This is a genomic window from Microbacterium sp. oral taxon 186 str. F0373 (assembly GCF_000411455.1).
GTDB lineage: Bacteria > Actinomycetota > Actinomycetes > Actinomycetales > Microbacteriaceae > Microbacterium.
The window spans coordinates 792,393-814,283 of the sequence record NZ_KE150457.1 but is presented as its reverse complement, the minus strand read 5'-3'; the positions used below and the strand labels follow the sequence as shown (position 1 = coordinate 814,283).

The following is a 21,891-nucleotide window of genomic DNA, read 5'->3' as shown; positions in this document are numbered from 1 at the left end:
CTCCAGCGTAGCCGCGCTGCCATCGGCCTCGGACCGGGAAAAAACCTCAGACCGTGCGGCGTCGAGGGGTCAGTCGCACTGCCGGCAGGGGCGGTGCCGGCACCCGTTCGCAGGCGTGCCCGATGACGTGCCCGAAGCGTGCGCCGGCCGTGCCGGTGTCGTCCGCTTCGCTCTCCCACGCGTCGCGCGCGGCGACGATCTCATCGTGTGAACGGCCCACGAAGTTCCACCACATGACGATGTCCGACTCGAACGGCTCGCCGCCGATCAGGAACAGTGTCGTCTCGCGCTGCGCGCTGACCTCGACGCCGTCTCGATGGATGCCGAGGTACAGCAGTCCCTGGTCGGGGAGGGCGGTCGCGGCATCCGGCGCGGTGTGCACCTCGGGCGCTCCGGCGACGCCGACGAGGGCGTACTCCCAGACCGGATCGAGTGGAAGGCGCACACGCGATCCTGCGGGCACGTGGATCTCGGCGCCGACGATCGGCGTGTGCATCGTCGCGGGCGAGCGTGCGCCGGCGAAGTCGCCGACGACGACCGTCGCCGTGGCGCCGCCGGCGTCCGGCCCGCCGTCGAGGGCGACGGTCGGGAGGTCCTCGTGGCGCTCGAACTCCGCCGCACCGTGCCGACGCGTCTCGGGGAGGGCCACCCACAGCTGCAGCGCGTCCAGCGGCACGGCGTCTTCACCCAGGGAGTACTCGGAATGCGCGATCCCGGCACCGCTGGTCATGAGGTTCAGCACGCCGCGGCTGACCACCACGTCGTTGCCGAGGGTGTCGCGGTGGCGCACCTCGCCGACGAGCGGCCAGGTCACCGTCTGCAGGCCGATGTGGGGGTGCGGTTCCACGCGCATGCGCGCCGTCTGCGGACCGAATCGGTCGAGGAAGCACCAGGCGCCGACCATCGGCAGGGCACGCTGGGGCAGACTGCGGTGCACCTCCATCGCCCGCACGCCGCCGAGAGGGACCTCGCGGGCCTCGAGCAGCAGTGCGCGGGGTCCGTCGCAGGCGGTCGGTCCGGCCAGGCCAGGGGCCGCGTCGTCGAGCCTCGTCATCCGCGGGACGACCCGACTCCTTCGTCGCCCGGGGTCGGCTCGGCCGTCGACGCGTGGGCCGCCGCCTCGACGTCACCCTCGCGCCACGCGACAGCGAGGCCGGGCACCTCGTTCTTCTGCAGGTATCGCACGACGAAGGGGCACACCGGCACCACGCTCACGCCGCGTGCGGCCTCACCCTCCATCGCCGCCGCGACGAGCTTCGTGCCGAGCCCGCGTCCGCCGTAGGCGGGGTCGATCTCCGTGTGCGGGAAGACGTGGCGGCCCTCGGCATCCTCCTCGTACTCGGTGAAACCGGCGACCCGGCCGTCGACGAGGATCTCGTAGCGGTCGGCGTCGTCGTTGCGGGCGATGCGGATGTCGTCGCTCATGACGTCCCTTTCGTGAAGATGTCCTCCCACCGTAGGCCGGTTCTGCGCAACGGCACCAGGCCTGTCGTTGCGAGGCGTGAATGGGGAGGATGGCGGGGTGACATCCCTCTCCCCCCGCCGCCGTTCGCGACCCCTTGTGCGCGCCGTGCGCTCTGCCGCGGCAGCCGCCGTCATCGCCGTCGCGCTGACCGGTTGCGGCGCCTACGGCCCGTCTCCGTCTCCGTCACCGTCTCCGTCTCCGTCGGCGCCGAGCCCGTCTCCGACTCCCACCCCGACGCCCACGGTCGACCCGCTCGCCGGGCTCGACCTGCGCCAGCGCGTCGGACAGCTCTTCATCGTCGGTACGCAGATCGACGCGGCGATGCCCGCGACCATGTCGGCCGTCACGGACCGGCACGCGGGCGGCATCTTCCTGCACGGGCGCTCGCAGGCGGGGGCCGCGGCGGTCGCCGCGCTCGTCGGCTCGTTCACGAGCGCGGATGCCGACGGCATCCCGATCTGGGTCTCCACCGACCAGGAGGGCGGCGAGGTCCAGGTGCTCACCGGGCCGGGGTTCGACGACATCCCGTACGCGATCCGGCAGGCCGACCTGCCCGACGACCAGCTGCGCGCATCGGCCACGACGTGGGGACAGCAGCTCGCCGCCGCCGGCGTCACGCTGAACCTCGCGCCCGTCGTGGACATCGTCACGAGCGAGGCGACCCGCTTCGACAATCCGCCCATCGGGGCGCTCGGCCGTCAGTACGGGTACGACGAGGCGACCGTGGTCGCGAAGGCCGGTGCGTTCGCCGACGGGATGCGGGCCTCGGACGTCATGCCGGTGTTCAAGCACTTTCCGGGGCTCGGCCACGTCACCGCCAACACCGACACCACGGCGAACGTGGTCGACACGACCGTCACCGCGGACGGCCCCGACGTCGCGGTCTACCGCAGCCTCCTGCGAGGCGGCCCCGCCGCCGTGATGGTCTCGAGCGCGATCTACCAGAACATCGACCCCTCGACCCCGGCGGTGTTCTCGCCGACGGTCGTGGGCCTTGCCCGGGCCCTCGTCGGCACGGACGGGATGCTCGTCACCGACGACCTCTCCGCCGCCCAGGCGGTGCAGGCGTGGAGCCCGGCCGATCGCGCCGTGCTCGCCGTGAGCGCCGGGGTCGACGTCGTGCTGGCATCGACCGATCCGAGCGTGTTCGCGGAGATGTACGACGCGGTGCTCGCCAAAGCGCAGGCCGACCCCGTGTTCGCGCAGCGGGTGGACGACGCCGCGCGGCACGTGCTCGCCGCCAAGGCTGCGCGCCCCTGACTGCACCGCCGCAGCGCCGCGCGACCGCGGGCGCCGCCGCGCCTGGCAGACTCGGGGAATGACCTCGCCTGCGGCACTGACCGACCTCGTGCCCGTCGGAGCGACGGCGGATGCCGCGTATGAGGGCTTCGTCGCGTGGGCCGCCGGCCGTGGGCTGGCACTGTACCCCGCGCAGGACGAGGCCGTCATCGAGCTGGTCTCGGGTGCCAACGTGATCCTGTCGACACCGACGGGTACCGGCAAGTCGCTCGTCGCGATCGCCGCTCACGCGGCCTGCCTCGCCGCGGGCGGCCGCTCGTACTACACCGCGCCGATCAAAGCGCTGGTCAGTGAGAAGTTCTTCGCGCTGGTCGAGGTGTTCGGCGCCGAGAACGTCGGCATGGTCACCGGCGACTCGTCGGTGAACCCGGATGCCGCGATCGTCTGCTGCACCGCGGAGATCCTCGCCAACATCGCCCTCCGTCACGGCGCGGATGCGCAGGTCGATCAGGTCGTCATGGACGAGTTCCACTACTACGGCGACCCCGACCGGGGATGGGCGTGGCAGGTGCCGCTCCTGCTGCTGCCGCAGGCGCAGTTCCTGCTGATGTCGGCCACCCTCGGCGACGTGACGCCGATCGCCGAAGACCTCGAGCGCCGCACGGGGCGCCCCGTGGCGCTCGTCACCGGCGTCGAGCGGCCGGTGCCGCTGCACTTCTCGTACGAGCGCCGGCCGGTGCACGAGGTGCTGACGATGCTCGTCGACGAGCGTGAGGTGCCGGTCTACATCGTGCACTTCGCACAGGCGGCGGCCCTCGAGCGTGCGCAGGCCCTGGCATCCGTCACCCTCACCACACGCGCCCAGCGCGACGAGATCGCCGACGCCATCGGCGGATTCCGCTTCACGACGGGTTTCGGCAAGACGCTGTCGCGGCTCGTTCGGGCCGGCATCGGCGTGCACCACGCGGGCATGCTGCCGCGCTATCGGCGACTCGTCGAGACCCTCGCCCAACGCGGGCTGCTGCGGGTGATCTGCGGCACCGACACGCTCGGGGTCGGCATCAACGTGCCCATCCGCACCGTCATGATCACGGCGCTGAGCAAGTACGACGGCACGAAGATGCGCCAGCTCAGCGCGCGCGAGTTCCACCAGGTCGCCGGCCGTGCGGGGCGCGCCGGCTACGACACCCACGGCAACGTCGTGGTCATGGCCCCCGAGTGGGAGATCGAGAACGCGGTCGCTCTCGCGAAGGCCGGCGACGACGCGGCCAAGCGCAAGAAGATCGTCCGCAAGAAGGCCCCCACCGGCGTCGTCAACTGGGGAGAGGGGTCGTACGAGCGGCTCATCTCCGCCGCTCCCGAGCCGCTCGTGCCGCAGCTGAAGCTCACCGCCGCGATGCTGATCAACGTCATCGGCCGCGGGGGAGACGTCTTCGACCACGTGCGCGCACTCGTGTTCGACAACCACGAGCCGGCCGCGCGTCGGTTCGCCCTCGCCCGACGCGCCATCGCGATCTTCCGCACGCTCGTGGATGCCGGGATCGTCGAGATCGACCGCTCCGCGCCATCGCGCCCTCACATCGCGCTCACCGTCGACCTGCAGCCGAACTTCGCCCTCAACCAACCGCTGTCGCCCTTCGCGCTCGCCGCGATCGAGCTGCTGTCGCCGGACGACGACATGGCTCCGGGCGCCGGGGCGCGTGTTCACAACTCCGGAGATCTCGCCGCCGAGGAGCCCACAGCGCCCGGTTCCAACGAAAATGCGTCGTCCTTCCGGAGCTATGAACAGCCCGCCCCCGCGACCGCCCCCGCCCCCGTCGCCCCGGGCGGCATCGGCACCGGCCACTACGCCCTCGATGTCCTGAGCGTCATCGAGGCCACACTCGACGATCCGCGCGCCATTCTCGCGCAGCAGGAGTACCGCGCTCGGGGCGAGGCGGTCGCCGCGATGAAACGCGACGGCATCGAGTACGACGAGCGCATGGCGCTGCTCGAGGAGATCACCTATCCGAAGCCGCTCGCCGAGTTGCTCACCCAGTCGTTCGAGGTGTTCGCGTCCTCGCAGCCGTGGGTGCGCGATTTCGAGCTGAGTCCGAAGTCGGTGGTCCGCGACATGTTCGAGCGAGCCATGTCGTTCGCGGAATATGTTTCCTTCTACCAACTCTCGCGCAGTGAAGGACTGGTGCTGCGCTACCTCTCCGACGCCGACCGGGCGATCCGCCAGACCGTTCCCGCCGATGCGCGCACCGACGAGCTGCGCGACATCATCGAGTGGCTCGGCGAGCTCGTGCGCCAGGTCGACTCGAGTCTCGTCGACGAGTGGTCGGCGCTCATCGACCCCACGGCGGTGCTGCCCGAGGACGGCGCTCCGGTCGTGCCGCCGGCGCCGCCCTCCATCCTCACGAACGAGCGTGCCTTCACGGTGCTCGTGCGCAACGAGCTGTTCCGGCGGGTGCAGCTCGCGGCTCTGCAGGACGACGACGCGCTGGTGGCCCTCGATCCCGAGGTCGGTTGGCCCGAAGCCCTCGACCGCTACTACGACGAGCACGACCAGATCCTCACCGGTGGGCCGGCCCGTTCGCCGCGGCTCTGCGTGATCGACACGGCGGATGCCGCGGCATCCGGCCTCTGGCGCGTCGAGCAGACGATCGACGATCCGGCCGGCGACCACGACTGGCGCATCCGGGCCGAGGTCGATCTCGCGGCATCCGTCGAGGAGGGCGCCGCCGTCGTCCGCGTGACCGAGCTCGTGCGGCTGTAGGCCCCCTCCCACCTCTACCACTCGCGAGCCGCTATGTTCCGCGCGAGCCGCCATCATCTGTCGTGGCGGCTCGGTGCGATCGTGACGGCTCGGCGGGGCGGGTGGGGAGGACGGCGTCGCGTGTCGGATGCCGCGGCTAGCCTGGACGGGTGAGTGCAGCCACCGATCGGTACGACGACCCCTACGCGGACGTGCCGTGGGATGTGGATGAGCTGACGCCGCCCGACGAGTTCGACATGGCGCCCCCGCCGGAGTACGACGGGTATGCCGGTGCGCTCGCTCGGGCGACGCGCGACACGGCTCCGGACGCCGCGGCCCCGGCTGCGGCATCCGGCGGCGCCCCGGCGCGACGCGCCGCCGCGGTCGCCCGCCCGCCGCGCTCGACCGATCCGAGGGCGGTGCTGAAGGAGGTCTTCGGCTACGACGAGTTCCGCGGCGATCAGGCCGACATCGTGGCGCACGTCGTCGCGGGCGGCGACGCCGTGGTGCTCATGCCCACCGGCGGCGGCAAGTCGATCACGTATCAGGTGCCCGCGCTCGTTCGTACCGGCACGGGGCTCGTAATCAGCCCGCTCATCGCACTGATGCACGACCAGGTCGACGCCCTGCGGGCCAACGGTGTGCGGGCGGCGTACCTGAACTCCACCCAGAATCCAGCCGAACGTGCCGGCGTCGAACAGGATTTCCTCGCCGGCGAGCTCGACCTGCTCTACATCGCGCCCGAACGCCTCAGCGCTCCTGCGACGAGCGCCCTGCTGCAGCGGGGCACGCTGAGTGTGATCGCCATCGACGAGGCGCACTGCGTCAGCCAGTGGGGTCACGACTTCCGTCCCGACTACCTCGCCCTCGGCGACCTGACCGATCGGTTCCCCGGGGTGCCGCGCATGGCGCTCACCGCGACGGCCACCCACGCGACCCATCAGGAGATCACCGAGCGGCTGCGCCTGCCCGACGCGCGGCATTTCGTCGCGAGCTTCGACCGGCCCAACATCCAGTACCGCATCGAGCCGAAGGTCGATCCGCGCCGTCAGCTGCTGCAGTTCGTCCGCGCCCAGCCGGCCGGCTCTGCCGGGATCGTCTACGCCCTCAGCCGCAAGTCGGTGGAGCAGACGGCCGAGTATCTGCGCACGCAGGGCGTGGACGCTCTGCCGTATCACGCGGGATTGGATGCCGCGGTGCGCGCCCACCACCAGCAGCGCTTCCTTCGCGAAGACGGCGTGGTGATGGTCGCCACGATCGCGTTCGGGATGGGCATCGACAAGCCGGACGTGCGCTTCGTCGCCCACATCGACCTGCCGAAGTCGGTCGAGGGCTACTACCAGGAGACGGGTCGCGCCGGCCGGGACGGCGACCCCGCCATCGCGTGGATGGCCTACGGGCTCGGCGACGTGGTGCAGCAGCGGCGTCTCATCGACCAATCGCCGGGGGAGCGGTCGTACAAGATGCGGCTCGGCCAGCACCTCGACGCGATGCTCGCGCTCTGCGAGACGGTGTCGTGCCGTCGGCAGAACCTCCTCGCCTACTTCGGGCAGAGCTCCGAGCCCTGCGGCAACTGCGACACCTGCCTCGACAGCCCCGACACCTGGGACGGGCTGGTTCCCGCGCAGAAGCTGCTGTCGACGATCGTGCGGCTGCAGCGCGAGCGCAACCAGGCGTTCGGCGCCGGACACCTCGTCGACATCCTCCGCGGAGCATCGACCGAGCGCATCCGTCAGCAGGGCCACGACGCGCTCGCGACGTACGGATTGGGAGCGGACCTCAGCGACCAGGACTGGCGCAGCGTCATCCGACAGCTGCTCGCCCGTGGCGTCATCGTCGCCCGTGGCGAGTACGGCGTGCTCGCGGTCGGCGACGAGGGTGCGGCGGTGCTGCGCGGGGAGACCCCCGTGCCGCTGCGCCGCGATGTGCTCGGACGCGGCGGGGGCGCCCCGCGCGTGCGCAAGGCGGCGGCCTCGGATGCTGTGGCCGACGGTGACCGCGACCTCTTCGAAGCCCTTCGCGCCTGGCGCGCCGGGGTGGCGAAGGAGCAGGGCGTGCCCGCGTACATCGTCTTCGGCGATGCGACGCTGCGGGCCCTGGCCGAGCAGCGCCCGGCATCCATCGCCGCGCTCGACGGCATCACCGGTATCGGTGCGAAAAAGCGCGAAGCGTACGGCGAGGGCGTGCTCGCGGTCATCGCCGCCCACTGACGCCAGCGTCGCGCGACGACCGGATACGGAGATGGACAACGGATGCGGATGCCGCGGCATCCCACGTCCGGATCTGTTGCGGGTCTCCGAAGCTGGTGCGTGGGGGGCGGTGTGGCTACCCGCGCCGCGCGCCCCTCGGTCAGCGTCGGGGGAGGATGTCGTCGAGGTGGGCGGCGAGCTCTGCGGCCACGTCGACGCTCTCGCGGTCGTACAGCCACTGGTACTGCAAGCCGTCCCAGAGCGCGACGAGGCGGATGGCCTCACGCGCGGGATCGCGGTGCGTCGGCAGGTCACCATCTCGCTGTGCCGCGCGGAGGACGGCGGTGAAGTACTCGATCGTCGTGGCGAAGCGCTGCGCGAAGTAGTCGTGGGCCGGATGGTCCGGCGGCAGCGCCTCGCACGAGAGCACCGCGTAGACCTCGATGAGTCCGGGCGCGGAGGCCGCATTCGCTGCGGCGTTGCGGGGCAGATCCCGCAGCGCATCGGCGGCGCGCTCGACGTGGGCCGGCGGCGACACCGAGACGGCACGGTCGCGCTCGGCCAGGACGGCGCGCAGCAGAGCATCCTTCGACGGGTAGTGGTGCAGCAGGGTCGACTTGGACACCCCCACGCGCTCGGCGATCCCTCGCAGGCTCGTCTCGGCGTATCCATCCCGGGCGAACAGCGCCGTCGCATCACGGACGATCCGCGAGCGGCGCTCGCGCCCGACACGGTAGCCCTCGGTCGTCTGGGTCGCCTCGGGCTCCTCGCCCACGAGATCGAGCGCCGGCCAGGGTGCGGGAGAGGCGGATGCCGCGACGCCCTCGCCCGCATCGGGTCCTGCCGGATCCGTCGAGCCCGGTGCCGCGACCAGCATCTCCTGCATCTCGGTGAGCAGCGCGACCAGATCCACGCGCCGGGGCAGGTAGAGCTGGAGCAGTTGCAGGCCGTCCCAGACGGCCGCGATACGGATGGCCTCACCGTGCACATCGCGGCGGGGATGCACGGCGCCGACGGTGCGGGCCTCGGACAGCTGCGCGACGAACACCTCGCGCAGCCGGCTGTAGCGCTCGCGCATGGCGGCGTGCGCGGGGTGTCCCCGGGTGGAGCCTTCGCCGACGAGCGCCGCGTACAGGGCGAGATAGCCCTCGATCGTCTCGTTCCTCGCCGCGACGGACGAGAAGAGCAGGGCGCCGGCATCCCTCGCGGCATCGCGGTCGGCGAGGACCGTCTCGGCCGACCGGTCGAAGCCGGCGATGACCGCGGTGAGCAGCATGTCCTTCGTCGCGAAGTGCTTGAGAAGGCCCGGATGGCTGATGTCCGCCGCTGCCGCGACATCGCGCAGCGACGCCGCGCGGTAGCCGCGCGAGATGAAGACCTCGCGTGCGGCCTCGACGATGCGGTCGCGCGTCGCCGCGACGTTGCGCGTCCGCGTCGGTGCCGTCGTCATCGTGCCTCCCCGCTCACCCTAACCCGGTCCTCAGGGCGCATCCGAGAGTAGTTACCAAGCGGTCGGGTTTCGTGTACCGTCGGCACAGAAACGCCTCGGCCTTGCGTGCCGCCGTGAAAGGACCCTTCCATGACAGAGCCGTCATCCGCCCCGGCCAACTCCGAAGCCGACTCCGACTCCGACGCCGACGTCCGCCCCTGGCTCGACGCGACGCGTGCCGTCGACGAGCGGGTCGAGCTGCTGCTGGGCGAGATGACGGTCGAGGAGAAAGCCGGGCTGTTCTTCCAGACGATGATCACGATCGGTCCCGACGGAGCGCTCTCCGCGGGCGACCCCGCGTTCGGGCTCCCCTCCACCGATGAGTACGTGCGAGAGCGTCATATGACGCATTTCAACCTGCTCGGCGCCGCGCCCTCGGCCGGCGACATCGCGCGCTGGCACAACCGGCTGCAGGAGCTCGCGGCCTCCACGCGCCTCGGCATCCCGGTGTCGCTGTCCACCGACCCCCGCCATTCGTTCACCGACAATCCGGGGGCGGCGATGCACGCCGGTCCGTTCACGCAGTGGCCCGACGCGCTGGGTCTCGCCGCGACCCGCGACGAGGATCTCGTGCGCCGCTTCGGCGACATCGCCCGGCAGGAGTACACCGCCGTCGGCATCCGTGTCGCCCTGCATCCGCAGGTCGACCTCGCGACCGAGCCCCGGTGGGCGCGCCAGCTGCAGACGTTCGGAGAGGATGCCGAGCTGTCGGCGCGCCTCGGCGCCGCCTACATCCGCGGGTTCCAGGGCGAGGCGTTCGGGCCCGGCTCGGTGTCGACCATGGTGAAGCACTTCCCCGGAGGCGGGCCGCAGAAGGACGGCGAAGACCCCCATTTCGCCTACGGCCGCGAACAGATCTACCCGGGCGGCGCGTTCGAGCTGCATCTGACGCCGTTCGCCGCGGCCTTCGACGCCGGCGTGCGCCAGGTCATGCCCTACTACGGCATGCCGATCGGCACCGCCCATGAGGAGGTCGGCTTCGGCTTCAACAAGAGCGTGCTCACGGGGCTGCTTCGGGAGCGCTTCGGGTTCGACGGCGTCGTCTGCACCGACTGGGGTCTCATCACCGACAGCGACATCATGGGGACCCCGTTCCCGGCGCGTGCGTGGGGTGTCGAGCACCTCACGCCCGCCGAACGCATGGCCAAGATCCTGGATGCCGGGGCCGACCAGTTCGGCGGCGAGCGGTGCACCGAGATCCTGTTGCAGCTCGTGGCCGACGGCATCGTCTCGGAGGATCGGATCGACGTCTCCGCCCGGCGTCTGCTGCGCGAGAAGTTCGTCCTGGGACTTTTCGACGACCCGTTCGTGGATGCCGAGGCGGCGGACGCGATCGTCGGATCCGCGGCCTTCCGCGCCGCGGGTGAGGCCGCGCAGCGCGCATCGATCGCGGTGCTGTCCGCGACGGCATCCGTGCCCTTCCCCGCCGGAGTCAAGCTCTACGTCGAGGGCGTGGACGAGAGCATCGCGGGCGCGTACGGCGAGGTGGTCGCTACGCCGGCGGAGGCGGACCTCGCGGTCGTGCGGCTGCAGGCACCCTATGAACAGCGCGGATCGGCGTTCGAGAACTTCTTCCACGCCGGCTCGCTCGACTTCCCGGCCGAGGTCGTCGCGCACATCGCCGAGGTCGCGGCGGCGGTGCCGACCGTCGTCGACGTCTTCCTCGATCGTCCCGCAATCCTCACGCCCGTCGCCGCGCTCGGCGTGAGCCTCACCGCGAACTGGGGCGCCGGCAGTGCGGCGCTGTTGGATGTGCTGTCGGGGCGGGCGCCGGCGCGCGGAAAGCTCCCGTTCGATCTGCCTCGGTCGATGGCAGCGGTGGAGGCCTCGCGTCCCGACGTCCCGTTCGACACCGCCGACCCGCTCTTCCGCTTCGGCCACGGTCTCGAGCTCTGACACCGGATGCGGGGCTGAGCAACAGAAGCGGATGCCGGCGCGCGCGGCATCCGCTTCTGCGTGCGCGCTCCGCATCCGGTGCGACGGCACCGGGCGCTCGTGCCCGTGCGGAGGCGCCGCGGCTTTCGCAATCAGCCATGGTGGAACTCAGTCTCACCAAACGTGGGTGTGGGTCTCATACAGGGGAGGATGCCGCGGAGGCGCGCCGCTTTGTGGGCAGCGCGCAAGCGTTTTGCGAGCCGCCGTGCGCGCTCCTACCGTCGAGCATGAGCTTTCCTGCCCGCTGTTGAAAGGTACGCCGATGACCGACGCCGCCGTCCGTCCGAAGAAGCCCGCCACGAGCACGCGAACGCCCGCCGGCGGAGCCCCGACGGCTGCGCACACCGCCGCGGAGGCCCACGAGTCGCGCATCCATGTCGACACCGTCACGGATCTGCTCCTGGGCACCTGGGCGCAGACCCGGCGCGAAGCCCGCGAGATGATCAAGGACCCGGCGCTCTGGAAGATCGAGGGCCTCTCGGTCGCCGACCACCGGGAGCGCGTATTCAGCCAGCTGCAGATCCTCGTCGACAACAACGGGTCGCGGCGCGCGTTCCCGAAGAAGTACGGCGGACTGGAGGACAACGGGGCCAACCTCGCCGGGTTCATGGAGCTCGTGCTCGCCGACCCGTCGCTGCAGATCAAGTCCGGCGTGCAGTGGGGTCTGTTCGGCTCCGCGATCTACCAGCTCGGCACCGAGAAGCACCACGAGGCGTGGCTGCGCGACGTGATCGAGCTGACGCTGCCGGGTGCGTTCGCGATGACCGAGATCGGACACGGCTCCGACGTCGCCGCGATCGGCACGACCGCCACCTACGACCCCGAGACCGAGGAGTTCGTCATCAACACGCCGTTCCGCGGCGCGTGGAAGGACTACCTCGGCAACGCCGCCGTCCACGGCCGGGCGGCGACCGTGTTCGCCCAGCTCATCACCGGCGGCGTCAACTACGGCGTGCACTGCTTCTTCGTCCCCATCCGTGACGACGACGGCACCATGCTTCCCGGCGTGCAGAGTGAGGACGATGGGGTCAAGGGCGGGCTCAACGGCATCGACAACGGTCGGCTCGCGTTCGATCACGTGCGCGTTCCCCGCTTCAACCTTCTCAACCGCTACGGCGACGTCGCCGCCGACGGCACCTACAGCTCCGACATCCCCAGCCCCGGTCGCCGCTTCTTCACCATGCTCGGCGCGCTCGTGCAGGGTCGCGTCTCGCTCGACGGCGCCGCGACCACCGCGACCGCGCTCGCGCTGCACATCGCGATCACCTACGCCGGTCAGCGTCGCCAGTTCGACTCGGGCTCGGGCAGCGACGAGGTCGTGCTGCTCGACTACGGCAAGCACCAGCGGCGCCTGCTGCCGCGTCTGGCGCAGGTGTATGCGCAGTTCTTCGCGAACGACGAGCTGCTGCGCACTTTCGACGGCGTCTTCAGCGGCCGCACCGACACGCCCGACGAGCGCGAGAATCTCGAGACCCTGGCCGCCGCGCTGAAGCCCCTGTCGACGTGGAACGCTCTCGACACCATCCAGGAATGCCGCGAGGCGTGCGGCGGGTCGGGCTTCATGGCCGACAACCGTCTCGTCGGATTGCACCACGATCTCGACGTCTATGCCACCTTCGAGGGAGACAACAACGTCCTGCTCCAGCTGGTCGGCAAGCGCTTGCTGAGCGACTTCGCGAAGCAGTTCAAAGGCGCGGATGCCGCGAAACTCGCCTCTTTCGCCGCGAAGCAGACCGCCGGCAAGGTCTTCCACGGTGCGGGGCTGCGTCAGCTCGGCCAGGCCGTGACCGACTTCGGTTCCACGGCCCGCTCGGTCGAGCTGGGACTGCGGGCCGAGCAGCAGCACGAGCTGCTGGCCGGTCGCGTGCGCCAGATGATCGAAGACATCGCGGGCCGGCTCCGCCCGGCATCCAAGGCGTCGCCCGCCGAGGCGGCGGCGATCTTCAACGCCAACCAGGCCGAACTGATCGAGGCGGCGCGCGCCCACGGCGAGCTGCTGCAGTGGGAGGCGTTCAGCGACGGCATCGCGGCAATCGCGGATGCCGGTACGGCGCAGGTGCTGGGGTGGCTGCGTGACCTGTTCGGTTTGCACCTCATCGAGAAGCACCTCGCCTGGTACCTGATCAACGGTCGGCTGTCGGCGCAGCGCGCGGCATCCGTCTCGAAGTACATCGACCGGCTGCTGCTGCGGCTGCGCCCCCACGCCCAGGACCTCGTCGACGCGTTCGCGTTCGAGCCGGAGCACGTGCGCGCGCCCATCGCTTCCGGTGCCGAGCAGGAGCGCCAGGCGGAGGCGCGGGCGTACTACGCCGATCTCGCCGCCTCCGGCGAGGCTCCCGTCTCGGAGAAGTCGCTCAAGAAGAAGTAGCCGCGCGGCGGAGGCTGCCTGCCCCGCCGACTCCGCAGAATGTCACGAACTCCGCACGATTGCGCCCGCATCGTGCGGAGTTCGCACGTTTCTGCGGAGTTCGTAGGTGAAGCTGCCGCGGCAGCGGAACACCGTCCCGATCCCGCGCAGGCGCACGACGGCATCCACCCGCTGCCGGTAAGGCGCACCTCCAGCCCTCCGCGCCGCCCGAGTCGGTCGACGATCGCCCCCTCGACCGCGTGCTTGCGGTCGAGCATGACGCGCCCGCGACTCCGGAACCGGCAGCGCGCGCGTCGCCCCGGCGACCTCGAAGGTGCCCTCGCCGGTGCCGACCGTCCCCGCGGGGATCGGGCCGAAGTATGCGCGAAGCCGGGGGTCGAGCTCGGTGAAGCGCGCGCCGAGCACCGCTTGATACACGGAGGGGCCACTGGACGAGCTCATGCCGTCGAGGGTATCCTCTTTTGAACACGTTCAGAAAGGGGATGCCGGTGCACGAGCAGACACCGCGGCGCGTTGTCGTCGCCGGCGCGTCCGGCTTCATCGGGAGGTCCGTCGTCGCGTCATTGCGCGCTCGCGGTGACGACGTCACGATCGTCGGCCGCTCCGCCGCGGTGACCTGGCGCGACGACGCCGCACTCGCGAGAGCCGTCGACGGGGCCGACGTCGTCGTGAACCTCGCGGGGAAGTCGGTGAACTGCCGCTACACCGACCGCAACCGCGACGAGATCCTGCGCTCCCGCGTCGAGACGACACGCGCTCTGCGCGAGGCGGTAGCCGCGGCGTCCATGCCGCCGGCCGTCTGGCTGAATGCGTCGACGGCGACGATCTATCGCCACCGCACCGACGCGCCGCACACCGAGGACGCCGGCGAGCTCGGCACAGGCTTCTCGGTGGATGTCGCGCGCGCGTGGGAGGAGGAGTTCTTCGCGGGAGAGTTGCCGCGCACGCGTCGGGTGGCGCTGCGGATGGCGATCGTGCTGGGCGATGGCCCCGCCACCCGCATGCTGGCGACGCTCGCCCGCGTCGGCCTGGGCGGATCGCAGCGCGACGGCTGGTGGCCGCAGCACCGCCGCTATCGCGGCATCGGGGCACATCCGAGCGGTGACGGTCGCGCGCCTCACCATCGCACGCGGGGACGCCAGCGTTTCAGCTGGGTGCACATCGACGACGTCGTCGCAGCGATCCACTTCCTCATCGCCCGCGACGACCTGGCCGGCATCGTCAACGTCGTCGCGCCGCAGGCCTCCGGCAACCGCACACTCATGCGCACCCTGCGGCGCATCGTCGGCGCGCCCTTCGGAGTGCCCGCCTTCCGCTGGATGCTGGAGCCGGCGATGTGGGTGCTGCGCACCGAGCCGGAGCTGGTGCTGAAGAGCCGCTGGGTGGTCCCCGAACGATTGAGCGCGGCGGGGTTCGTCTTCGCGCACCGTGACCTGGAGGAGGCGCTGCGCGCGAGCCTCGCATCCGCTGCCGGCCGGGGCGCCCGCACCGGTGTCACCGACCGTGTCGGCGCCCACGGCTAGCCTGACCGGGTGGATGATCTGCGCGAGGGCCCGGATGGCGTGCTGCGGTGTGGCTGGGTGGGCGACGACGCGGAGTACCGGCGCTACCACGACGAGGAGTGGGGTCGTCCGCTGCACGGCGACCGCGCTCTCTTCGAGAAGATGAGCCTCGAGGGCTTCCAGGCGGGGCTGTCGTGGATCACGATCCTGCGCAAGCGTCCCCGGTTCCGCGAGGTGTTCGCGAACTTCGAGCCCGCCGTGGTCGCGGAGTTCGACGAGGGCGACGTCGATCGGCTGATGGCGGATGCCGGGATCATCCGCAACCGCGCGAAGATCCTCGCGACCATCGGCAACGCGCGCCTGGTTCGGCAGATGGAGCCGGGCGCGCTCGACGAGCTCATGTGGTCTTTCGCGCCGCTTCCGCGGACGGCGGACGAGCGGCCGCTCGCCTTCGCCGAGGTGCCGGCCGTGACCGCGGCATCCGATGCGCTCTCCACGGCGCTGCGCAGCGCGGGCTTTCGTTTCGTGGGATCGACGACCATGTACGCACTCATGCAGTCGGTCGGCATGGTGGACGATCACCTCGCGGGGTGTCATCGCGCCGCGTGAGCGCGCGCCCGGATGCTCGCGGGAACACGGCCGCATCCGACCACCTACGTCGGAGCAGGACGATCCAATAGTGGGTAGTTCTCCCCATGCGCAAGGCCACGCAGCCGTTGATTTCGTGACGTAGGCTATCCGGGTCTGCACGACGTGTGCGCCTGCTTCAGCAACAGGTCCCGACGCCACGCAAATGAATACGAGCCCGGAGGGGAGCCGAGCCCACAATGAAGTCCTTTGCGTGGCTTCGCGCGCGCCCGCGTACGCTGATTTCTGCCGCCGCGGTCACCGCGGCCGCCCTCGTGGTCGGCTTCTTCGCGGTGTCGTACGAGGGTAAGCCGACGACCGAGGTCGACCTCAACGACGGCGGCGTGTGGGTCACGAAGCAGTCCAGCCTGCTGATCGGCCACTTCAACCACTCCTCGCGCGTGCTCGATGGCGGACTGCGCGCCGGCACCTCCGACTACGACATCCTGCAGAGCGGCACCCGTGTGCTCGTCGTCGACTCGACTGCATCGTCGATCGCGGCCGTCGATCCCGCTCGCGTGATCATGTCCGACTCGGCCGAACTCAAGCCCGGGTCCGCCGTCGCGATGGGCGCCGACACCGTCGCGGTCATCGAGCCCACCGGTTCACTCTGGACGAGCCCGTTCACGGCGATCAGCGGCATCGGGGCCCAGGGCGCCGAGCCCGTCGCCGACGAGGGCAAGAACGCGAAGATCGCCGTCGGCGTCGATGGCACGGTCTACGCCGCCTCCGCGTCGGAGGCGACCGTCCGTTCGTACGGCCAGGGCGACGACGGCACCACCGTGCAGAAGTCGTCGCGCGATCTTCCCGGAGTGACGGCCGACCACACCCTGTCGATCACCGTCGTCGGCACCACGCCGTACGTGCTCGACCACGACACCAACACGCTCTACGGCGGCGACGGGCTGCGCGTGCAGGTGCCGGGCGACGCCGTGCTGCAGCAGCCCTCGGGCACGGCCGACGCCGTGACCCTCGCGACGCCGACGTCGCTGGTGCGTATTCCCACGGGTGGCGGCGATCCCCAGACGATCGAGGCCGGCGGCGCGAAAGGCACCCCTGCCGAGCCGGTGTACGTCGCCGGCTGCGCCTACGGCGCCTGGTCGGGCAGCGGGCGCTTCGTGCGCGACTGCCCCGGCGACGCCGACGACGCCGCACGAGACGTTCCCGGCGTCGAGTCGACGAGCGTGCTGCACTTCCGGGTCAACCGCGACGTCGTCGTCCTCAACGATGTCTTCGGCGGTGCCGCGTGGATGGCCTCGGACTCGATGCAGCGCGTCGACAACTGGCAGGACATCACGCCGCCCGAGGGCGACGGCGACGACGAGGAGAAGACGACCGAGGAGACGGTGCAGACCACGCTCCCCGAGCGCACCGACCAGAACACGCCACCGATCGCGCAGGACGACCAGTACGGCGTGCGACCCGGCCGCACGACGGTGCTGCCGGTGCTCGATAACGACACGGATGCCGACGGCGACGTGCTCGTCGCCGCACCCGCCTCGACGCCCGCGTTCGGCAGCGTCGAGCCCATCAACAACGGGGCCGCTCTGCAGTTCACCGCTCCCGACGGGGCGACCGGCTCGACGAGCTTCCGCTACACCGTGGAAGACGGCCGTGGCGGCGAAGCCACCGCGACCGTCACGGTGACGGTGCACCCGTTCGATGTGAATGCGGCTCCCGTTCAGAAGCGCACCACGCCCATCACCGTGGAGTCCGGCGGCACGGCCTCGTACAACGTGCTGTCGGACTGGATCGACCCCGACGGCGATGACATCTTCCTCAAGGATGTCGCCGCGGACGGAGGCGACGAGGCGGACTTCACGCCCGATGGGCAGATCACGTACCGGGCGATCGGCGGCGTCCAGGGCCGCAAGGACGTACCGATCGTCGTGTCGGACGGCACGGCCGACGGCCCCGGCATCGCGCGCTACGACATCCGTCCGCTCGGCACGACGGTTCCGGTCACCAACTCCGACCACGTCGTCACGCAGGTCGGGCGCACCGTGACGGTCTCCCCGCTCACGAACGACACGAGTTCGGGCAGCGAACCGCTACGACTGACCCGCGTCGACGAGGTTCCGGGCGCGACGATCGTTCCGGACTTCGCGAACAAGACCTTCACGTTCACGGCGTCGAGCCCCGGAACGTACTACCCGCAGTACCTGGTGTCTGCCGGCCCCAACTCGGTGCCGGGTCTCGTCCGCATCGATGTGCTCCCGGCATCCAACGAGGACCTGCCGCCCGTCGCCGTGCGCGACGTCGCTCTGCTGCCTGTCGGTGGCGACGTGCTCGTCAACGTGCTCTCCAACGACACCGACCCCGCCGGCGGCATTCTCGTGGTGCAGTCGGTCAGCTCCGTCCCGGGCTCCGGTGTCGCAGCCGCGGTGCTGGGCCACGAGACCGTGCGCATCAGCGACGTCGGGTCGTTGAGCACGCAGGTGCGCGTCGGCTACACGATCTCCAACGGTGCGCGCACAGCCGAGGGCGAGATCGTCGTCATCCCGGTGCCGCCGCCCGCGAAGCTGCGTCCTCCGGTCGCCAACGACGACCAGGCCGTCGTGCGCGTCGGTGACACGGTCACCATTCCGGTGCTTGCGAACGACTATCACCCCAACGGCGACACGATGCACGTCGCCCCCGACCTCGTGCCTCCTCTGGTCGACCCCGCCGACGGCGAGGCGTTCGTCTCCGAGGACAAGGTCCGCTTCCGCGCCGGCAGCACCCCCAAGACCGTCTACGTCACGTACGAGGCTGTCGACTCGACCGGTCAGCGCGACGCAGGGTACGTCACCATCCAGATCCTGCCGCGCAACGACGAGGCCAACTCCGCGCCGAAGCCGCGCGACCTCACCGCGCGGACGCTGAGCGGTTCGACCGTCACGATCCCCGTGCCCCTGGACGGCATCGACCAGGACGGCGACTCCGTCGAGCTGGTCGGCATCGCCGACGCGCCCAAGAAGGGTCGCATCGTCGAGACCGGGGCGAACTCGTTCACCTATGAGGCTTTCGGCGACTCCAGCGGCGTCGATCGCTTCTCCTATCGCGTGCGCGACAGCCTCGGCAAGGACGCCACGGCCACCGTGCAGGTCGGCATCGCCCCGGCGGCATCGGTCAACCAGGCACCCTACGCGGTGCGCGACACCGTGACGATCCGTCCCGGGCGCGAGGTCGCGGTGCCGGTGCTGGCCAACGACTCCGACCCCGACGGCGACGAGTTCGGCTTCGCCGAGGACGACCCGATCACGATTCCCGACAACGTTCCCGGCCTGAAGGCGCGCATCAGCGGGAAGTACCTGCTGATCACCGCTCCGAACGAGCAGATGAACACGTCGCTCCAGTACGCCATCACCGATTCGCGGGGTGCGCGCGCCTCGACGAGCGTGCAGATCACGGTCGATCCGAACGTGCCGCTGGAGCGTCCCATCGCCCGCGATGACCGTGTGCGCGCCGAGGACGTCAAGGACGGCACCACGGCCGATGTGGCCGTGCTCGAGAACGACGACGATCCCGACGGCACCAAGAGCGACCTCACGGTGACCCTCGGCGCGGGCGGCGAGAATGCCCGCGTGGGCGCGGACGGCACGGTTCGCGTGCAGGTCACCGACCAGCGCCAGCTCATCACGTACACCGTCACCGACCCCGACGGCCTCACCGACTCCGCGTTCATCCGCGTGCCGGCGCTGTCGGAACTGCCGCCGAGCCTCATCTCGACCAAGCCGGTCGAGGTCAAGAGCGGCGAGACGATCTCCCTTCCGCTCTCGCAGTACGTGCGCGCGGCCGGAGGCAAGTCCGTCGTGATCACCGAGGCCGCCAGGGTATCGGCGATTCACGCCAACGGCGCGAACCTCATCAAGGACCAGCAGACGCTCGTCTACACCTCGGCCGACCGCTACTTCGGCTCCGACGCGCTGACCTTCGAGGTCACCGACGGCGACGGGCCCGACGATCCGACGGGTCGGAAGGCCACGCTCACGATCCCGATCACGGTGCTGCCGCCCGACAACCAATCGCCGACGATGCTGGGTGCCTCCATGAACGTCGCGCCCGGTGAGGACGCGGCCGTTCTCGACCTCGCGGCGCTGGCGACCGATCCCGATCCCGGCGACCAGGGCAAGCTGAAGTTCGCCGTCAAGGGCTCCACGCCCGACGGACTCACCGCCGCGGTCGACGGCACCCAGCTGAAGGTGTCGGCCGCGGCATCCACCAAGAAGGGCACGCGCGCCGACCTCACGGTCACCGCCGACGACGGCACGACGACGCCGGCGGAAGCGACGATCTCGATCACCGTCACCGCGTCGACGCGGCCGCTGGCCAGCGCCAACGACGACGTCATCGCCGAGTCGAGCCAGGGCTCGACCGAGTCGGTGCCCGTGCTCGCCAACGACGTCAACCCGTTCCCCGACACCCCCCTCAAGATCGAGAACGCGGTGCTGGAGACCGGGCAGGCCCAGGTGGCCGTCAAGGGCGACCGGGTGGAGGTCACCAGCGACAAGGCGTTCGTCGGCACCGTCATCGCGCGCTACCGCGTGATGGACGCCACCGGAGATCCCGACCGCGCGGTCGAGGGACGCATCCGCATCACGGTGCAGGGAAAGCCGGATGCCCCGGGTCGCCCGGTCGTCTCGAGCATCCAGAGCCGCACCGTCGTGCTGTCGTGGACACCGCCCACCGACAACGGGTCACCGATCACCGGGTACACCGTCACGTCGACGGCGAACAACTACATGAAGCAGTGCGCGTCGACCACGTGCACCCTGGACGGGCTCACCAACAACGTCGAGTACAACTTCGTGGTCACGGCCAGCAACAAGGTCGGCACGTCCGACCCGTCGCTGCCGTCGGAGACTGCACGCCCCGATGTGCGCCCCGACACCCCGGCGCCGCCGACGCTCGTCTTCGGCGACCGCAGCCTCACCGTGTCGTGGGTGCCGCCCCGCTCGGAGGGCTCGCCGGTCACGTCGTACACGCTGGAGATCTCGCCGGCACCGCCGTCGGGCATCGTGCAGAAGACGGGTGTCACCGGAACGTCGATCGTCTGGGACGGCCTCGAGAACGGGGCGTCGTACCAGGTGCGCGTGCGCGCCCACAACAAGGCGCCGGATCCGAGCGAGTTCAGCCCCTGGTCGGCATCGATGGTCCCGGCAGGAAAGCCGGACGCTCCCGCGGCGCCGACGACCACGCTCCTGTCGCCCGTGGGGTCCCAGGCGCAGATCCAGGTCGACTGGAAGGCGCCCGCCAACAACGGCGACGCGATCTCCGGCTACGAGCTGCGCGTCCTGCGCGGCGGCTCCGTGGTGAACACGATTCCCGTCTCGGGCAGCCAGACGAGCCAGGCCGTCAAGGTCGACACGTCGACGACGGACTACACGTTCGACGTCCGCGCCCAGAACAAGGCCGGCTGGGGTGAGCGCAGTGCGCAGTCCGCACCGCGTCGCGGCGTCACCGCTCCGGCCGCCCCGACAGGCGTCGCCGCCACCGAGGGCAACAACACGGTCGGTGTGACGTGGCAGGCGGGGTCCGGCAACGGCGCGAGCGCGAACGAGATCCAGTACCAGTACTCCGTGAACGGCGGCGGCTGGCGCGGCGACTGGATCGGCGGTGGTACCAACGGCGCCGGCACGATCGGCAACGGCCAGGTCAACAACAACGGCACGTACACCATCCGCGTGCGCGCGGTCTCGACCGTCGACGGCAGCACCTACGCCAGCGGTGCCTCCAACGACTCGAACGCGGTCGCGCCCTACGGCCAGATCGGCAACCCGTCGGCGCGCGCCGACGCCTCCGGGACGAACATCACGTACTCGTGGTCGTCCCCGAACCGCAACGGTCGGGACATCTCGACCGAGGTCCTCATCGACGGCAGCCTCGTCAGTCGCGATGCGAACGGCTCGCTCACCCGCGGTTACGGCTACAGCGAGACGCACAGCATCGAGGTGCGCACGAGCGCGGCGGGTCAGACCACCACGGCGTCCGACTCCACGCGCACCGTCGATGCGCCGCCGCCCCCGCAGCCGCGGGTGTGGGTCACCCGCGGCAACTTCGAAGCCGCCGGCTGTGTCAACGGCTGCTACCACTTCGTCGTCAACACGCGGAACTTCGATGCCGGCAACTACCGCATCGAGTGCTGGAACGACTCCGGTGGCGCGCACAAGTTCGGCACCACCTACGCGTTCGACCTTCCCCGCGACGGTGCGGTCGAGCTCTACTGCTACAGCGGCGCCGACGGCTACAACGTGTGGGTCGACATCCTCGGCTGGGGAGGCTCCGTCGACACGGAGAAGCAGTGGTGGCCCCGAAATTGACCTCGACAACGACAGTCCGACAGCAAGGAACGAAC

Annotated in this window: 12 protein-coding genes; 8 read left to right on the top strand and 4 right to left on the bottom strand. The window is 70.6% G+C overall.

Annotated elements, in window-relative coordinates; genetic code table 11:
- Positions 1-46: 46 nt before the first annotated feature.
- Positions 47-1,054: a pirin family protein gene (locus HMPREF1529_RS03690; RefSeq protein ID WP_016463740.1), complete on the bottom strand. Its 1,008-nt coding sequence runs from the start codon at positions 1,052-1,054 to the stop codon at positions 47-49.
- Positions 1,051-1,425 (bottom strand): GNAT family N-acetyltransferase, encoded by a 375-nt coding sequence (locus HMPREF1529_RS03685; protein WP_016463739.1) that lies wholly within the window; start codon positions 1,423-1,425, stop codon positions 1,051-1,053. Before HMPREF1529_RS03685 ends, HMPREF1529_RS03690 begins: the two co-directional genes overlap by 4 nt.
- A gap of 97 nt (positions 1,426-1,522) precedes the next feature.
- On the opposite strand from HMPREF1529_RS03685, the gene HMPREF1529_RS03680 reads away from it, so the two are divergent.
- The 3 genes from HMPREF1529_RS03680 to recQ all read left to right on the top strand — a co-directional run bounded on the left by HMPREF1529_RS03680 (position 1,523) and on the right by recQ (position 7,654).
- Entirely contained in the window at positions 1,523-2,725 is a 1,203-nt protein-coding gene (locus HMPREF1529_RS03680; RefSeq protein WP_016463738.1) for a glycoside hydrolase family 3 N-terminal domain-containing protein, read from the top strand.
- 58 nt (positions 2,726-2,783) lie between these two features.
- A complete protein-coding gene (locus tag HMPREF1529_RS03675; RefSeq protein ID WP_016463737.1) occupies positions 2,784-5,465 on the top strand; it encodes a DEAD/DEAH box helicase in 2,682 nt (893 codons plus the stop codon).
- A 149-nt stretch (positions 5,466-5,614) separates the two neighbouring features.
- A complete protein-coding gene (recQ, locus tag HMPREF1529_RS03670; protein ID WP_016463736.1) occupies positions 5,615-7,654 on the top strand; it encodes a DNA helicase RecQ in 2,040 nt (679 codons plus the stop codon).
- A gap of 139 nt (positions 7,655-7,793) precedes the next feature.
- Here recQ and HMPREF1529_RS03665 read toward each other — a convergent pair whose 3' ends face one another.
- Complete coding sequence (locus HMPREF1529_RS03665) at positions 7,794-9,083, bottom strand: TetR/AcrR family transcriptional regulator (RefSeq protein ID WP_016463735.1); 1,290 nt, start codon at positions 9,081-9,083, stop codon at positions 7,794-7,796.
- A gap of 129 nt (positions 9,084-9,212) precedes the next feature.
- Here HMPREF1529_RS03665 and HMPREF1529_RS03660 point away from each other — a divergent pair, with 129 nt between their 5' ends.
- Together HMPREF1529_RS03660 and HMPREF1529_RS03655 are read left to right on the top strand one after the other, a co-directional pair.
- Positions 9,213-11,018 carry a glycoside hydrolase family 3 protein gene (locus HMPREF1529_RS03660; RefSeq protein ID WP_016463734.1) on the top strand — a complete coding sequence of 602 codons (1,806 nt, stop codon included), beginning with the start codon at positions 9,213-9,215 and terminating at the stop codon, positions 11,016-11,018.
- 301 nt (positions 11,019-11,319) lie between these two features.
- The gene (locus tag HMPREF1529_RS03655) at positions 11,320-13,425 is read left to right on the top strand and encodes an acyl-CoA dehydrogenase family protein (protein ID WP_016463733.1); all 2,106 of its coding nucleotides are present in this window, start codon (positions 11,320-11,322) and stop codon (positions 13,423-13,425) included.
- 42 nt (positions 13,426-13,467) lie between these two features.
- Here the strand turns inward: HMPREF1529_RS03655 and HMPREF1529_RS16040 are convergent, their stop codons facing one another.
- Positions 13,468-13,866, bottom strand: a complete 399-nt coding sequence (locus tag HMPREF1529_RS16040; RefSeq protein WP_036282688.1) for a hypothetical protein — start codon at positions 13,864-13,866, stop codon at positions 13,468-13,470.
- A gap of 41 nt (positions 13,867-13,907) precedes the next feature.
- Here HMPREF1529_RS16040 and HMPREF1529_RS03645 point away from each other — a divergent pair, with 41 nt between their 5' ends.
- From HMPREF1529_RS03645 to HMPREF1529_RS03635, 3 genes are all read left to right on the top strand, one after another.
- Entirely contained in the window at positions 13,908-14,948 is a 1,041-nt protein-coding gene (locus tag HMPREF1529_RS03645) for an epimerase (protein WP_016463732.1), read from the top strand.
- Between the two features lie 9 nt (positions 14,949-14,957).
- Positions 14,958-15,536, top strand: coding sequence for a DNA-3-methyladenine glycosylase I (locus HMPREF1529_RS03640; protein WP_016463731.1), 579 nt, complete (start codon positions 14,958-14,960; stop codon positions 15,534-15,536).
- 218 nt (positions 15,537-15,754) lie between these two features.
- Positions 15,755-21,856: an Ig-like domain-containing protein gene (locus HMPREF1529_RS03635; protein ID WP_016463730.1), complete on the top strand. Its 6,102-nt coding sequence runs from the start codon at positions 15,755-15,757 to the stop codon at positions 21,854-21,856.
- The last annotated feature ends 35 nt before the right edge of the window (positions 21,857-21,891 follow it).

Excerpts from the sequence above, each read along its gene's own strand:
- HMPREF1529_RS03690 (WP_016463740.1), bottom strand. The coding sequence starts at position 1,054 with ATGACGAGGCTCGACGACGCGGCCCCTGGCCTGGCCGGACCGACCGCC.
- HMPREF1529_RS03685 (WP_016463739.1), bottom strand. The coding sequence starts at position 1,425 with ATGAGCGACGACATCCGCATCGCCCGCAACGACGACGCCGACCGCTAC.
- HMPREF1529_RS03675 (WP_016463737.1), top strand. The coding sequence starts at position 2,784 with ATGACCTCGCCTGCGGCACTGACCGACCTCGTGCCCGTCGGAGCGACG.
- HMPREF1529_RS03665 (WP_016463735.1), bottom strand. The coding sequence starts at position 9,083 with ATGACGACGGCACCGACGCGGACGCGCAACGTCGCGGCGACGCGCGAC.
- HMPREF1529_RS03660 (WP_016463734.1), top strand. The coding sequence starts at position 9,213 with ATGACAGAGCCGTCATCCGCCCCGGCCAACTCCGAAGCCGACTCCGAC.
- HMPREF1529_RS03655 (WP_016463733.1), top strand. The coding sequence starts at position 11,320 with ATGACCGACGCCGCCGTCCGTCCGAAGAAGCCCGCCACGAGCACGCGA.
- HMPREF1529_RS16040 (WP_036282688.1), bottom strand. The coding sequence starts at position 13,866 with ATGAGCTCGTCCAGTGGCCCCTCCGTGTATCAAGCGGTGCTCGGCGCG.
- HMPREF1529_RS03645 (WP_016463732.1), top strand. The coding sequence starts at position 13,908 with ATGCCGGTGCACGAGCAGACACCGCGGCGCGTTGTCGTCGCCGGCGCG.
- HMPREF1529_RS03635 (WP_016463730.1), top strand. The coding sequence starts at position 15,755 with ATGAAGTCCTTTGCGTGGCTTCGCGCGCGCCCGCGTACGCTGATTTCT.